This is a genomic window from Candidatus Palauibacter sp. (genome assembly GCF_965222475.1).
Classification (GTDB): domain Bacteria; phylum Gemmatimonadota; class Gemmatimonadetes; order Palauibacterales; family Palauibacteraceae; genus Palauibacter.
The window spans coordinates 151,318-165,761 of the sequence record NZ_CBDCUB010000008.1; the positions used below are offsets into that span (position 1 = coordinate 151,318).

At 68.1% G+C, this 14,444-nt stretch carries 12 protein-coding genes and 1 pseudogene; 4 read left to right on the forward strand and 9 right to left on the reverse strand.

Features of this window, described 5'->3' with window-relative positions; translation table 11 throughout:
* Nucleotides 1-34 precede the first annotated feature (34 nt).
* Nucleotides 35-679 (forward strand): annotated as a pseudogene (locus tag ACOQPP_RS16105) (acyltransferase family protein); the annotation flags it as partial.
* A gap of 88 nt (nucleotides 680-767) precedes the next feature.
* Nucleotides 768-1,148, forward strand: a complete 381-nt coding sequence (locus ACOQPP_RS16110; RefSeq protein WP_420637399.1) for a hypothetical protein — start codon at nucleotides 768-770, stop codon at nucleotides 1,146-1,148.
* On the opposite strand, the gene ACOQPP_RS16115 is transcribed toward ACOQPP_RS16110, so the two are convergent.
* The 5 genes from ACOQPP_RS16115 to ACOQPP_RS16135 form a co-directional block, all read right to left on the reverse strand.
* Nucleotides 1,138-2,361 (reverse strand): multidrug effflux MFS transporter, encoded by a 1,224-nt coding sequence (locus ACOQPP_RS16115; RefSeq protein WP_420636932.1) that lies wholly within the window; start codon nucleotides 2,359-2,361, stop codon nucleotides 1,138-1,140. The two genes, ACOQPP_RS16110 and ACOQPP_RS16115, sit on opposite strands and share 11 nt — an antisense overlap.
* A 49-nt stretch (nucleotides 2,362-2,410) precedes the next feature.
* A complete protein-coding gene (locus tag ACOQPP_RS16120; RefSeq protein ID WP_420636933.1) occupies nucleotides 2,411-4,825 on the reverse strand; it encodes a molybdopterin cofactor-binding domain-containing protein in 2,415 nt (804 codons plus the stop codon).
* Nucleotides 4,822-5,301, reverse strand: a complete 480-nt coding sequence (locus tag ACOQPP_RS16125) for a (2Fe-2S)-binding protein (RefSeq protein ID WP_419167673.1) — start codon at nucleotides 5,299-5,301, stop codon at nucleotides 4,822-4,824. The genes ACOQPP_RS16120 and ACOQPP_RS16125 overlap by 4 nt, the downstream gene beginning before the upstream one ends.
* Before the next feature lie 44 nt (nucleotides 5,302-5,345).
* Nucleotides 5,346-6,890 carry a tannase/feruloyl esterase family alpha/beta hydrolase gene (locus tag ACOQPP_RS16130; protein ID WP_420636934.1) on the reverse strand — a complete coding sequence of 515 codons (1,545 nt, stop codon included), beginning with the start codon at nucleotides 6,888-6,890 and terminating at the stop codon, nucleotides 5,346-5,348.
* Between the two features lie 145 nt (nucleotides 6,891-7,035).
* The gene (locus ACOQPP_RS16135; protein WP_420636935.1) at nucleotides 7,036-8,397 is read right to left on the reverse strand and encodes an MATE family efflux transporter; all 1,362 of its coding nucleotides are present in this window, start codon (nucleotides 8,395-8,397) and stop codon (nucleotides 7,036-7,038) included.
* A gap of 53 nt (nucleotides 8,398-8,450) precedes the next feature.
* On the opposite strand from ACOQPP_RS16135, the gene ACOQPP_RS16140 reads away from it, so the two are divergent.
* The gene (locus ACOQPP_RS16140; RefSeq protein ID WP_419167670.1) at nucleotides 8,451-9,146 is read left to right on the forward strand and encodes an MBL fold metallo-hydrolase; all 696 of its coding nucleotides are present in this window, start codon (nucleotides 8,451-8,453) and stop codon (nucleotides 9,144-9,146) included.
* A 58-nt stretch (nucleotides 9,147-9,204) separates the two neighbouring features.
* Here the strand turns inward: ACOQPP_RS16140 and ACOQPP_RS16145 are convergent, their stop codons facing one another.
* The 3 genes from ACOQPP_RS16145 to ACOQPP_RS16155 all read right to left on the reverse strand — a co-directional run bounded on the left by ACOQPP_RS16145 (nucleotide 9,205) and on the right by ACOQPP_RS16155 (nucleotide 12,529).
* A complete protein-coding gene (locus tag ACOQPP_RS16145; RefSeq protein ID WP_420636936.1) occupies nucleotides 9,205-9,855 on the reverse strand; it encodes a DUF3226 domain-containing protein in 651 nt (216 codons plus the stop codon).
* The gene (locus ACOQPP_RS16150; protein WP_420636937.1) at nucleotides 9,852-10,955 is read right to left on the reverse strand and encodes an AAA family ATPase; all 1,104 of its coding nucleotides are present in this window, start codon (nucleotides 10,953-10,955) and stop codon (nucleotides 9,852-9,854) included. Before ACOQPP_RS16150 ends, ACOQPP_RS16145 begins: the two co-directional genes overlap by 4 nt.
* 122 nt (nucleotides 10,956-11,077) lie before the next feature.
* The gene (locus tag ACOQPP_RS16155; protein ID WP_420636938.1) at nucleotides 11,078-12,529 is read right to left on the reverse strand and encodes a serine hydrolase domain-containing protein; all 1,452 of its coding nucleotides are present in this window, start codon (nucleotides 12,527-12,529) and stop codon (nucleotides 11,078-11,080) included.
* 122 nt (nucleotides 12,530-12,651) lie between these two features.
* Here ACOQPP_RS16155 and ACOQPP_RS16160 point away from each other — a divergent pair, with 122 nt between their 5' ends.
* Nucleotides 12,652-13,278 (forward strand): MarC family protein, encoded by a 627-nt coding sequence (locus ACOQPP_RS16160; protein WP_419167666.1) that lies wholly within the window; start codon nucleotides 12,652-12,654, stop codon nucleotides 13,276-13,278.
* Between the two features lie 84 nt (nucleotides 13,279-13,362).
* Here ACOQPP_RS16160 and ACOQPP_RS16165 read toward each other — a convergent pair whose 3' ends face one another.
* Nucleotides 13,363-14,436 carry a hypothetical protein gene (locus ACOQPP_RS16165; protein ID WP_420636939.1) on the reverse strand — a complete coding sequence of 358 codons (1,074 nt, stop codon included), beginning with the start codon at nucleotides 14,434-14,436 and terminating at the stop codon, nucleotides 13,363-13,365.
* Nucleotides 14,437-14,444: the final 8 nt, after the last annotated feature.

The following is a 14,444-nucleotide window of genomic DNA, read 5'->3' on the forward strand; positions in this document are numbered from 1 at the left end:
CCTCGCCGGGGCCGGGGCGGATGAAAGGGATCGTATGACCGCACCGACGGCGGGCCGGGTCGTGTCGCTCGACGCGTTCCGCGGGTTGACCATCGCGGCGATGATCCTCGTGAACAACCCCGGCAGCTGGTCCTACGTCTACGCGCCCCTCGCCCACGCCGAATGGCACGGGTGGACGCCCACCGATCTCATCTTCCCCTACTTCCTGTTCATCGTCGGGGTCGCGATCCCCTTCTCCTTCTCGCGGCGGCTCGCGGAGGGCACGGGCAGGGGCCGGCTGTTCCGGCACGTGGTTCGGCGCTCGCTCATCCTGATCGGGCTCGGGCTCGCGATGCGGGCCATCCCCGATTTCGATGTCCTGGACATGCGCCTGTACGGCGTGCTGCAGCGGATCGGGCTCGTCTACTGCGCGGCGGCGGCCCTCTACCTGTGGGGGTCGGCGCGATCCCGGGCGGCGTGGACCGTGGGGCTGCTCCTCGGCTACTGGGCTCTGATGACGCTCGTCGCGGCCCCGGGATCCGCAGCCGGAGATCTGACTCCCGACGGGAACCTGGCCGCGTGGCTCGACCGTCTCGTCATGGGCGACCGTCTGTGGCAGGGGACATGGGACCCGGAGGGGATCCTCTCCACGCTGCCCGCGGTCGGGACGTGTCTGCTGGGGATCTTCTGCGGCGAGTGGCTCCGGTCGGGTCGCTCCGGGGGCGAGATCTCGCGCCGGATGTGGGTGTGGGGCGCGGGGCTGGTGGTCGCGGGCCTCCTGTGGGATCGTGGTCTTCCCGATCAACAAGAACCTGTGGACGAGTTCCTACGTCCTCTTCACGGCCGGGACGGCGCTCCTCCTGTTCGGCGCCATGTACTGGGTGATCGACGTGAGGCGGCTGCGGGGCGCGTGGGTGACCCCGCTCGTCGTGTACGGGATGAACTCGATCGCGGTCTTCGTCGCCTCGGGGATGTTCGCCAAGACCCTGACCCGGATCTCGGTTGGAGGAGAGGAAACCATACCCCTGAGCGCCTGGCTGTACGAGAACGCGTTCAGGTCGTGGGCGGGCGACTACGGCGGGTCGCTGGCCTTCGCCCTCGCCCAGGTCGGCTTCTGGCTGGTCCTGATGTGGATCCTCCACCGGCGCGGCATCCACATCAAGATCTGACCTGCCCCGGGGACGACCGCCCGGCCCACCACGAGGCGGCAAGCGTCCCCGCTCCGAAGACGGCGAAGGCGGCGATCTGGGCGTACATGGTCCCGTCGAAGCGTTGGCCCACGAGCGTGCCGAGCGGCACCGCGATGAACGTGGAGAGCGAAGCGACGACGGCCGCTCCCACCCCGGCGATGTGGCCGAGGGGCCTCATCGCGAGCGCGTTGAGATTCCCGAACAGGAGGCCGATGCAGAAGAAGACGGCGAGCAGGTAGGCCATGAAGAGCCAGAATGGAGGAAGCCCTTCGAAGGCCATGGCCAGCGGCCACGTGGCGACCGATACCAGTGTGATCGTCACCGTGGCCGCCCTCGAGAGCCGTCGCATCCCGTGCTTCATCACGAGGCGACCGTTCAGGAGCGAGGCGCACCCGGTGGCGAGGGCGAGCACGCCGAACCAGAGCGGAAAGAGCGCGCCGGTTCGATAGGCATCCTGGAAGATCTGCTGGGCCGAACTCAGGTAGGCGAGGAAGGGGTCGAACACGCATCCGGCGGCGAGGGTGTACCCGAGCGCGGCCCGGGTTCTCAGGACTTCCAGGGCGGCCCCGCCGATGTACCGCGGGGAGAAGGGTCGGCGCCGGGCGCCGGGCAGGGTTTCCGGCTGGCGGAGCGAGAACCACGCCAACGCGATCGCCGCAATCCCGAAGATGGTGGCGAATATCGCCCGCCAGCCTCCGAGCCACAGGATCCCCTGCCCGAGGGCCGGGGCGATGGTGGGAACGAGGATGAACACGGCCATCGCGAATGACATGAGTCGGGCCATTCGGCGGCCTTCGTACTGATCTCGCACCATGGCGATCGTCACGATGCGTGGAGCCGCGACGCCGATGCCCTGCAGGACACGGCCCGCGACCATCACCTCGAAGGTGGGTGCGAAGAGGCTCACGAGGCATCCGGCCATGAACAGGATGAGGCCGGCATGTATGGCGGCCCGGCGTCCGATGCGGTCGGAGAGCGGGCCGAAGAGAATCTGGCCGAGCCCAAGCCCCAGGAACAACGCCGTGATGACGAACTGTGTGTCATTCCGGCGCAGTACCCCGAGGTCGCGGCCGATTGCAGGCAGCCCCGGCAGCATCGCGTCGATCGAGAGCGCGACGAGCGACATCAACAGGGCGATGAGGGACACGAACTCGCCGGGACGCAGGGCTGGCCCGGTCGCTGTCCGGCTCATCCTCTCAGTCGTCTGCGCGCGGAGAAGGGCGGAGCGCCCCGGGCAGGATCTATACGCCCGCCGCCGCCAACTCTGCCAGTACGCGCTCGGGACGCAGGGGAACGCGCCGCATGCGGACACCGGCCGCGTCATGGATCGCGTTCGCGACGGCTGCGGGAACGGTGCGGTGCGAGGGCTCGCCGGCGCCGTAGGGCGGCAGGTCGGGGCGGTCCGGATTCGGGTCCCCGTTCACGATCACGACATCGATCCGCTCGGGCGCGTCGGTGTGCGTCAGCGTCGGGTGCGTCCGCCAGTCCACGCTCGTCACCTTCTCACCGTCGAACCGGACTTCCTCGTACAGGGTCCGGCTGATCCCGTGCAGCAGGTTGCCCTGGACGGTGCTCTCGAGGCCGTCGGGGTTGATCACGAGGCCGCAGTCGTGCGCGCAGACCATGCGCCTGACCCGGACGCGGCCGCTCTCGCGGTCGACCTCGACCTCGGCGATCGTGGCGACCGCCGTTCGGGCGCGGTAGGCGTAGGCGATGCCCCGGCCGGTGAGGATGCGCCGGGCATCCGCGGCCCCCGCGATGGGTGCGGCGGGCGAAGGTCGGGGATCCCAGCCGTATGTCTCGACGGCCGCCTCGACCACGGCGATCGAACGCGCGCGCCGGAAGGCCTCGTCGTCAGCGGCCGTCCCGCGCAGGAGCCGGAGACGGAACTCGACCGGGTCCGCCTTGGCGGCCGCGGCCAGTTCGTCGATGAACGACTCGCCGGCGAAGGTCGTCTGCGGGCCGTTGGGGTCCCGCAGGTTGCCGGTGCGGAGCGGCGTCTCGAAGGCGAGCGGGAACCGGACCGGCAGCGTCTCCTCCCGCCGGTTCGGGATGTGGTACATCTCGTCGGGGCCTCCGCCGCCCCCGGGGGCCGGCCGCTCGGGCCGGATCCCCATGAGCTGCGCGATGAGCACGGTGTCGGCCTGGTTGTAGCCGAGGTGCGCGTAGTTGGCGATCCGGGCCCGGTAGTGGAGCGCGAGGAGGTTGCCCGCCGCATCGAGCCCACCGCGCAGGTCGATCGCGAAGGCGGGGCCCTTCGTGTCCCAGGCGGTCTCTTCGTGCCGCATCCACTGCACCCGGACGGGACGGCCCAACTCCCTCGCCAGATACGCCGCCTCGAAGCCGGCGTCGTCCGCCGCCGTCCGCCCGTACAGCTGCGGACCATCCATCCAGATGACCCGCACCTGCTCGGGTGGCATGCCGAGGAACTCGGCGATCCCGGTGCGGTGGCTGTAGGGCTTCATGTCGTTCGTGTAGACCGTCATCTGGCCGTCCGAGGGATCGGCCACAGCATGGGCCGGCCCGATCGCCGTGTGTCCCTGGAACGGGATGTCGTAGGCGGCCTCGACGACCGTCGCCGCGCTCGCCAGCGCCGCGTCCGGATCCCCCTCTACCCGCGCGCGTGGCGTCCTTCCGGAGCCTCCCGCGTTCACGGGGGGCGCGTCGCGCATGTAGTCGAAGAGATCTTCGGATGAGGGGAAGGGCCGGGTCCCGGGCTTCTCCCACTCCGCTTCGAGGCGTTCCGCCGCCGCGATCGCCTGCTCTTCGCGCTCGCACAGGACGGCGAGGTAGTTGCCCTCGCGCACGACGCGCAGGAAACCGGGGATGTCGCGCACCGACGACTCGTCGACCGCGACCAGCCGCGCCCCCGCGAAGGGAGGCCGCACGTTCCGCGCGTGGACCATGCCGGGGAGCTTCACGTCGACTGCCCACTCGAGCGAGCCGTCCACCTTCGCGGGGATGTCGTACCGGGGGATCGGCTGGCCGACGATCTTCAGCTCCTGCACCGGTTTCACGGACGCGAGGCCGGTGGTCTCGTTGACGTTCCTCCCCGTCAGCGCGACATCGAAGCGCCGCCCGCCGACGAGTTCGCCGTAAGTGACCGCGCGCGAGGGATCCGCCGATCCGGAGATGACGCCTTCGCTCACGGAGAGATCCTCCACCGGTAGCTCGAAGTGCTCGGAGGCCAGTTCCAGCAGGACCCGCCGCGCCTCCGCCGCGACCCGGCGCGCGGCGATGGCGTCGCGCTCGATCGCATCGGAGCCGCCCGAGCCGCCCTGATCGACGGTCATGTCGGTGCGGCCCATGACGAGCGTGGCGTCGGCGTACGCGATGTCGAGTTCGTCGCACATCATCTGCCGCATCGCGGTCCCGGTCCCCTGGCCGCCGTCCGTCTTGCCGACGTAGAAGGTGGCCGTCCCGTCCTCGTGCACGACGAGCCACGAGTCGAGCTGCAGGAAGTCGGGATCGGGATACGGGTTGGCCCCCGGCGGCCCGCCTCCCGGCCCCCGGCGGCCGATCCCGACCATGCCGGAGCCGCTGAAGCCGAGGACGAAGAGTCCCGAAGTCCGGAGGAAGTCCCGGCGTGACGTGGTCCCTTCCCACGGCGCGAGGGCGTCGTCGATCGCCGGCGGAAGCTCCCGCGGGGCCTTCATCGCTCCACCTCCCCGCCCGCCATCGAGGCCGCGGCGCGCCTCACGGCCGACTGGATCCGGTAGTACGTCATGCAGCGGCAGAGGACACCGTTCATCCCCTGCCGGATCTCGTCGTCGCTCGGGTTCGGATTCCGGTCGAGGAGCGCCTTTGCCGTGAGCATCTGTCCGTTCTGACAGTATCCGCACTGCGGCACCTGCTCCTCGATCCACGCCTGCTGGACGGGATCCAGCGCCCCGTCGGCGGACAGCCCCTCCAGCGTCGTGATCTCGCCGTCGGCGCGCGAGACGGGTCGCATGCAGGAGCGGATCGCGCGCCCGTCCATGATCACCGTGCACGTCCCGCACTGGCCGAGGCCGCACCCGAAGCGCGGTCCCCGGAGCCCGAGGTCGTTGCGCAGCACGTAAAGCAGCGGCGTCGAGGGATCGACATCGAGCGCGTGAGTCTCGCCGTTCACCCTCAGCGTGATCTCACTCATCGGTGGACTCCCTTTGTCGTGCTGGTTGTCGATCGTCTCGCGTGCTACGGAGCGACGCACTCGAAGCTGTCCTCGCGCTTCGGATCGCCGGAGCCGTCATACACCGCCTGCGCCGGCCACGCGCACGCGGGCCGCTGCATCGCGACCGCGCCCTCGCTGACCTTGGTCGCGACGAGCCGCTCGGGCGCCTCGTCCACCTCGACCCAGTCCTGGATGGCGGAGATCCAGTCGACGAAATCGGGCCCCGGCCCCCCGCCGCAGTGCAGGACGCCGGGCAGCATGAACAGCCGCAGGTAGTCGTCCGCCTCCTCGTCACCTCCGGCCACACCCTCGTAGTAGCTCAGCGTGCCGGCGGCGGGGATCGCCGGGTCGGACCAGCCGGTCCAGAGGATCAGCTTGCCGCCGCCGGTCTTGAACCCGCTGAGGTCGGTGTCCGTCGCGTTGAGGATCTTCGCGGCGCGACGGGTCTGTTCCTCCCACGCGAAGTAGTCGCTGAAATCGAACGTGGAGTAGTCGAACTCCGGATCGTCGAAGATGATGTACTTGTGCATCTCCGTGCCGAACGCGTAGTGGAGGTTCGGGATGTCCGGGCCGACCGGCGCCTCGCCCTGCGTGATCCATAGCCTCCAGCCGGCCGCGTCGCTCTCGCCCCCGAATGGAAACCCCGGATACACCCGCCGGTCGCCGACCCGGGCGCCGCCGTAGATGACCTCCGCGGCCCGCCGCTGCTCTGCGCTGAGCCCGGGAATCGATGAAATGTCGATGTCGCATTCGAGCGGGTTCGTCATGAACCCGTCCCGCACGCCGTCGTCCGCGTCGCAGGCCTCGAGGATCGCCGTCTCGAGGATCTCCGCCGCCTCGGCGTCGATCACCGGCGTCGAGAGGTCGGCGGGATCCGGATACAGGGCCTGCTGGGTCTGGAGGAAGAAGGCGCCCAGGCCGGTCCAGTTGTAGGCCGGCGCGCCGGAGACGATGCCGTCGAAGTCGTCCGGATAGCGCTGCGACGACATCATGCCCTGGCCTCCGCCCCGCGAGCAGCCGACGAAGTACGAGTAGTCGATGTCGCGGCCGTAGTAGAGACGGATGATCGTCTTCGCCGCCTCGGCCGTCACATGGACCGCCCGGTGGCCGAAGTTCACCTCGCGGTCGGGCCGGTTCAGGGCCCAGCTCGCGTCGATCCCGGAGCCCTCGTGGCCCGTGTCGGTCCCGGCCGTAGCGAACCCGCGGCTCAGTACCGACACCGGCCCCGCGAACTGCAGGGCCTGGTTCTGGACGCTCCCCACGTACCCGCCGCCCCCGCCCATCACGAAGCGGCCGTTCCAGTCGGCGGCCGCGGGAAGGAGGAGTTCGAAGTGAATCTCCTCGTCGATCGTCCCCAGCACCCGGCAGTGCGCCGGGTCGTTGGCGCCGGCCTCGACCTCCGACACCTCGTCGAGGACGAAACCGCCCCAGGACAGGCCGGAAAGCTCCTCGCACGTCATGGCCGGGACGAGATCCGCCGCGGGGGCGGGGGACACGGCGGCGATGGCGCCGGCGGCCAGGACCGCGACGGCGCCGAAGGAGACCGCGAGAGGGCGCGAACGAGTCATCGTCATTCCAGGGCTGAGGTTCGTGCCAACGTTGGGCGGCAGGGCCGATCGGACACAGTCACGGTGCCGCCGGATACGCGCGACCGCAACGCCGACCAATTGAAAGTCGAGGCCCGACCGATTGAAAGCGGCGGACCGCCGGTCGCTACGCGCCGGGCGCGTCGATCGCGACGCGGCGGACCTCCCGGCGCAGGACGCGACGTACGCGGTCGAAGAGGAGGACGGCCACCGCGGCGAGGCCGGCGGCGAGACCCCACCACAGGCCGCGCGGTCCCCAGTCGAGGGAAAACGTGAGGACGACGCTCACCGGCACGCCGAGCCCCCAGAACCCGATGGCGTTGAAGAAGGAGGCGAAGAACGTGTCCCCCGCGCCCCGCAGCACGCCGGCCGCGACCGTCTGAAGGCCGTCGGCGACCTGGAAGATGCCTGCGATCGGGATCAGGGACGCGGCGATCGCGATCACCGCCGGGTCGTGTGAGTAGAGACCCGCCCAGAAGCCGGGGACGGCGAGAAAGGCGCCGGCCGTGACGAACATGAACGTCCCGCCGATCAGGATCCCGGTGCCCGCGGCGCGCCGGGCCCCCTCCATGTCCTGGCGTCCGATCGCATGGCCTACGCGTACGGCCGCGGCGGCCCCGATCCCGAGCGGGACCATGAAAGTGAGCGCCGCAAGGTTCAGCGCCACCTGATGCCCCGCCATGGCCTCGGTTCCGAGCCAGCCCATCATCACGCCGATGACCGCGAAGGCGCCGAACTCCAGCTGCTGCTGGAAGCCGATCGGTGTGCCGAGGCGCACCATGCGACCGAGGGCGGCTCTATCGAGGGCTTCGGGCCTGAACCGGCTCAGGTAGGGACGCATCCAGCGCCACGACAGGGCGAGCAGCGCCGCCGCCATGCACCAGCGCGCCAGGCTCGAGCCCCACGCCGAACCCACCGCCCCCAGCTGCGGCACGCCGAGGTTTCCGTAGATCAGGACCCAGTTCAGGAAGGCGTTGAGGAGGTTCGCCCCCGCGATCGTCCACACGATCGGCGCCACGCGCCCCATCGCCTGCAGACTCTGCCGCAGCACCACGAACCCGTAAAATGGCAGCATCCCGAGGATCGATCCGACCGCGTACCCCCCGGCCACCGGCACCACGTCCCCGGGCTGTCTGAGGAGCGCGAAGACCCGGGCCGCGGGCAGGAAGAGCAGCGAGGTGATCACGGTCAGGAAGAGGGTGAGGACGAACGCTCGCTGGATCCCTCGCGCGGCGGCCTCGTGATCGTCCGCCGCCACCCCCTGCGCGACGATCGGATCGAGGGCCATCAGCAGGCCGCTGCCGAACACGGCGATCTGGAAGAAGTAGAGGTTGCCCAGGCCGACGGCCGCGAGATCGGTCGCCGACAGGTGGCCGACCATGAGCGTGTCCACGACGCCCATCATCATGATGCCGACCTGGACGGTCACGATCGGGAGAGCCAGGCGCAGCATGCGCCGCAGGTCCGCACGGCGGGGGGTGAGGTTCATCGCGCCATCCTCGGCCCGGACGCCGCGCCCCGCAATCGCGTTGCCGGCCCGGCGTGCCGCGGATAGACTCCGCCTCTTCTCAACGGGAGGGGGACGAGATCGAGATTCTCACCTTCGCGGGCGGCCCGTTCGTGCAGAACACGCTGCTCGTGGTGTGCGAAGATGGCCGCACCGGACTGCTGATCGACCCCGGCGCCGCGACGCCGGAAGCCCTGGCCGCGGCCCGCGAGCGCGAACTGGAGATCGCGGCCCTCCTTCTGACCCACGCCCACGTCGATCACGTCGACGGGATCCCGGCGGCGAAGGCGGAGACCGGTGCCCCGATCCACCTGCACCCCCTGGACCAGCCGCTGTACGACAATGCGGTGGAGTGGGCCGCCTTCTTCGGGGTGCCGTGCGATCCGCTCCCGCCCCCCGACGTCGAACTGGAGCCGGGCGTGAACCTCTCCTTCGGCGGCTCGGAGTTCGAGGTGGTTTTCGTTCCCGGCCACGCGCCCGGGCACGTGATGTTCGTCTCCACCTCGCACCCGTTGGCGATCGTGGGCGACGTGATCTTCCGGGGTTCGATCGGAAGGACGGACCTCCCGAACTCGAACTACGGCGTGCTCATGGAGTCGATCCGCTCACACGTCCTGACGCTGCCGGCCGAGACGCGGCTGTACCCGGGACACGGCCCCGAGACCAACGTGGGGCTGGAGCGCGGCACCAACCCCTTCCTCCTGCACCTGAACGGCAGCCGCTGGGCCTGACGCACCTTCCGGGTCAACACGTGTTGATCCATGGGAACCGGGAGTAGAAGGCTAGTGGCTAGCCGTCCAAGGCGAACAGTTGACGAAACCAAGCCACGAAACGCTCGGCCGCCTCGCTGTCGTGCCGAAGATATCCGCTCTTGATCGCCGTCCCATATGGGCGGCCGGGATTATCCTGCCACGCAAGCCACGCGTGGAGCACAGCCTTGCCAGTCTTGGCGTCGGGGAAGGCGGCACCAAGCAACTTCGCGTGGTTGGTCGACTCCTGCGCATGAGGAAGCAACGGGTTCCCGCCATCCACAAGACCCTCCAAAAAGTCCTCCAACTCTCCGGGGCGCTCATTGTCAGGCATGATCCAAACACCGACCCGGGTTCGGTACCGGCTGGATACATCAACGAACCCCTCTTCGGGAATCTCGCCGGGCACCTGCACATCGACTCTTGCAAGTCGGCTGGCTACAGCTCGCCACGTGTCTCCCAAGTTGTCATCGGCATCAAGTACGAAGCCGAGAGTTCGATCCGTACCAGCGCTGACCGCAGCTTCGATGGCTTCGAGGACACCCTCCTTGCCACCCGACGGCTCGATCCAAGGGAAGCTCGACAAGGTCTCCTTGGTGAGCCCGTGGCGCATAACAAGATGGAGTATCGCATGCTCATCATCTCTGCCCTCGACGAAAACACAAGGTTCGGTCCTGGGAACTGACGTCACCGGAGTTCGATCCCGTGCTTCACGGCCGCCCTTATTCGATCCGCGTCAAAGGCCACAGCCTGGTCCAGCGACCGTTCGATCTTTTGAATGCATACATGATCTCCCAGTTCCGGATTCGCACCAAGTAGCGAATCCAACCCTCGAACGCAGTCGTAGCTGTGTGTTGTCGCAAACACTTGGATCGACGCATCGCGTGCTGTCTCGACCACGAGGCGCCACATGTCTTCCATGACCTTCCAGTGGAGTCCCGTATCTATCTCATCCGCTAGCAGCAACCCGTTCCGTAGCTGAGTGAGAGATAGTGACAGAGCCAAGAGACGACGCATCCCGTCGCCGTGACTGCCGAGGGGTACGCGTCGTTTTTGATCCGAGAAGCCGAGAACTATGCCTGGAGAGCCCCTGAACCGATGCACCCGCTCACCCGAGAGGAAGTGAATCGAACTCAGGTTGCTTCCCAGTATACGCATCGCGTGAACGACTTCGGTTTCCCGCCCATCTACGAGTACGTTGTCCCACATCGAGGCCATGAGACGCGGCTCGAGCGAGTCGACTTCCAGGAACTGAACCGGCCGGGTCGCCGTTGGGGTGTTTGCCGCCGCTCTCCGAAGTGCGCGGGGGTTCCAAGTAAACGAACCGTCGTCGTTGACGGCGAGATCGACGTTGCCTTGCGAAAGGCTCTTGATTCGAAGGACGAGGCTTTGTGTGCGACCGGTCTCGATGTTGAAGAGATCTTCGGCCTGTCCGTCCTCAGCTTGCCGGATCGTTACGCCAACGTTGCCGAGTTCATCGTCGGACGAGATCTGGAACGAAGTTCCCACTTCGAAACGATGTCCATAGAACTGGTGAGAAAGGTCGTAGGGTTCGCGGGTTCTCGGATCCTCGGCACCATCGTGACTCCTTGACGGGAGCACCTCGCCACGGCGGTACGTGGAGTGGACCAGGGCACGCGGATCACCCTGCACTGCTAGGAAATGAGCAGCCTCGAGGATCGAGGTCTTGCCACAGTTGTTGGGTCCGACCAGGAGGTTGACGCGGGCGAGATCCTCGAGCATGTAAGACTCGAAGCTACGGTAATTCTCCAATGTGAGCTTACGGATCATGTCGTTGGGATCCCGGATCGTTTCCGTTGGCAGCGATCTCGATGGTTGCGGTCGGCTGCCAAGGTGTGTGTGCGTCGTGCTCCCCGCTAGGCTCTGTCGGGCCGAACTCCGATCTAGGCAGGCTACCGGTTCGTGGCTACCGGTTCGAACGCCTTGAGGACCTCCCGCGTCATGTCCCAGCGGTCGAAGCCCTGTCGGCCGTAGTCGAGGCCGCGGCGGACGATGACGACGTCGTGTGACGGGACGATGACCACGTACTGTCCCCGGTTGCCCGCCGTCGAGTAGGCATCGGAGGGCACGTCCGTGCGGTCGTCGGGCACGAGCCACCACTGGCCGCCGTAGAAGTTTCCGCTCTCCGACGTCGCGGGAGCCGGCGTGCGCACGAACTCGATCCACTCCTCGGACAGCAGGCGCTCGTCCTTCCACATCCCGTTCTGCGCGTACAGCATCCCGAAGCGGGCCAGGTCGCGTGCCGTCGTGTAGACCTGGCTGCTGAGGATGAAGTCGCCGAAGCGGTCCGTGCTCAGGAAGGTGTTGCGCATCCCGAGCTTGTCGAGGAGGCGTTCCCGCGGGAACTCGAGGTACGCCTGCGGATCGCCGATCGCCAGCTTCATCGCGTACACGCCGAGCAGCGTGTCGTAGTTCTCGTAGTCCCAGAAGGTGCCGGGCTCGCGCATCAGCGAGCGGTTGCGCGCCCCCTCGACCGAACTCACGCCGGCCCAGTAGGAGAAACCGGACCCGGTCGCGTACTCCATCCCCCAGCTGTCCACGGGGTAGAGCCCGCTCGACATGTTGAGCGCGTGCCGAAGCGTGATGTGGCGGCGCGGATCCGTCTCCTGCGATCCGGCGTCCTCGGGCAGCCAGTCGAACGGGAGCGGCGCGTCGAGGTCCAGCCTGCCCTCGTCGACGAGCATCCCGATGAGGGTCGAGGCGATGCTCTTCGCGGTCGACCATGTCCTCGTCTTCGTAGACACGTTCACGCCGGGGGCGTAGCGCTCGTGAAGGATCTGGCCGTCCCGCACGACGATGAAGCTGAGCGTCACCTGCTCCTCCGACTCGCGCTCGAAGGTCCAGTCGGAGGCGGCCTGGAGGGCCACTGGATCGACGCCGGCCGGGAGGCCTCCGTCCGCGACGATGTCGCCGTCCGGCCACGCCATGGTGGAGGGGTCGCCCGCCAGCTGCGCGGCCGTCTGGATCGGCAGCTCATCGATGTCGTCGAACGTCTGGTCCGGCGACATGATCACGCAGCCGATCCCGTCGCGGAACGCGGCCCGCATCACCGGGATCGCGCCGGGCGCCCCGATGGCGACCGCCTTCCTCTCCCAGTCGACGACGTAGTCGCCGCCCTCCGCCGTCCCGACGGGGTCGCGCAGGTAGGCCAGCTCCTGGTCGAACACCTGCTCCAGCGTGCGGTCTCCCGTGAAAAGGCCGTTGCACTGCAGGATGGCCTGGACGCCGCGCTGGATCATCTCCCGCTGGGGCGCGAAGTAGTCGTAGGACCCTCCCCGCTGGCCCTGGACGGCCGCGGGCGAGAGGAGGACGAGCGCGATGGCCGCGAACGTGAGGCGCTTCATGGCTTCCCCCGGAATCTGATGAGACGCGTCAGAGCCGGTTCAACATGCGCAACGCCCCCCGGGCCAGCCAAGAGCGGACGGTCGCGGTCGCGCCACGGAGTGGGTGGGAATATGCTGTCGGTGTGATCGACCAGATACTCTACGCCTCCATCGCGCTCATCGCGCTCACGAACCCGCTCGCCGAGCTGCCCTTCTTCTTCGCGGCGACGGACGGGTTCTCGCGGGCAGAACTGCGCCGCGCGGCGGTCAAGGTCGCGTTTGGCGTCCTCATCGTGCTCAGCGTCTCGGCGGTCGCCGGCGCGCGTATACTGGGCCTCTTCGATGTGAGCTTCGCCGCGTTCCGGACGGCCGGCGGCCTCGTCATCATCCTCGCGGCGCTCGAGATGCTCCGTGGTGCAGGGTTCGGGATCACCGGGGTGCGTCGCGCCCCCGGCGAGACGGAAGACCACCTCTGGGTCCCTCTCGTCATGCCGCTGATCGCGGGGCCGGCGTCGATCACCGCGGTGATCACGCTGGCGCTCGATGAGCCCGGTGTGTTGATCGGAGTTCCCGTCGCGACGCTGATCGCCGTGGTCGTGGCATCGGTGGGAGTGCTCGCGGTGCTCCTCGCCGCCAGCATTCTCTCGAACGCGCTCAGCCGGCGGGCGGTCCGGATCTTCGAGCGCTTCTCGGGTCTGATCCTGCTCGCCATCGGCTGCCAGATGGTCCTCGGCGGCATCCGGGAGTTCTTCATGCGGGCGCCGCAATGACGTCGCTCGGACCCGGGGAGAGTCGGAGGAGGACGGGCTCGTTCCGCCGGAGCGGAACGAGCTTCATCCACCCCCTCGCTGTGGTTAGTTGATGTTGTTGGAGAACGCCTCGTCCACCGGGACGACGGGGTCGGCCACGGAGTTCGGGTCCGCTGGCTGACCGTCGATCTCGACCCAGTCGAACAGGCAGGCTACCCCGACAGCACCTTCCGCCGACCGTCCGGCCAGCCAGACGGATGCAATGGCTGTGGGCAGCCAATCGGCGGCAACGCCCCCGAAGAGGAGCGCCCCCCCCGCCTCGGCACGGTATTGTCCGCGGTTGAACACGAGCGCGATCTCGGTGAGTTCACCCGGCTCGTCGTCCATGGCCTCGGACATACCGGACCTCAGAACCGTCCAGGATCGCTCGGCCATGTCGAAAACCCCGAACCAGTAGTTGACGGCTTTCTCGTCCAGCTCGACCGGTCCGATGTCGAGTCGATACAAGGAGAATCGGGCATCGGTCGTCCGCAGGAACAGCACCGGCGTCACACCCTCATCCTCCCGCCCCATGCGCACCGCCACTCTCCAGTCTGAATCGAGCGGCGCGACGAGGTCGTGTCCTACCCGGCCTACTTGGCCCCTGGAGCGATTGGTCACCCGCAGCCCCCCGTCCGCGGTCGCGTCCGCCTGCGAGACGGTCCACTTCGAAAGGCTGCTATTCGATCCGAACTCCTCCCGGAAGACCGCCGAGGCTGCCCGGACCGTCACCCGGATGATCTGGGTCGCCTGCAATCCGTCGGCATCGGTTCCCGTCACGGTCACCGTCGCCATGCCATCCGTGACGCCCGCAATGGCCACCCTGCTGCTAGTCGCCTGCGCTGTAACGACGCTGACGTCCGACGACCCCACGCTAAAGATCAGCGGGTCGCCGTCCGGATCCACGAAGAACGGGGACACATCCACTTCGACTTCGGTTCCCACGCTGACAAGCTGGGGCTGGATCTCACCGCGGGCCTCGGGGGCCCGGTTGGGCCCGGCCGCAGGACCGGGAATGGTGATCGAATCCCTGCAGGCAGCCGCCCCGAGGAGCGCCAAGGTGGTGACGGGGATCAGCAAGAGCCCCGTAAGACTATGTCGACGCCCCGGCGAGGGCGCGAAAATGCGTGTTGCTTTCATCTTTGACT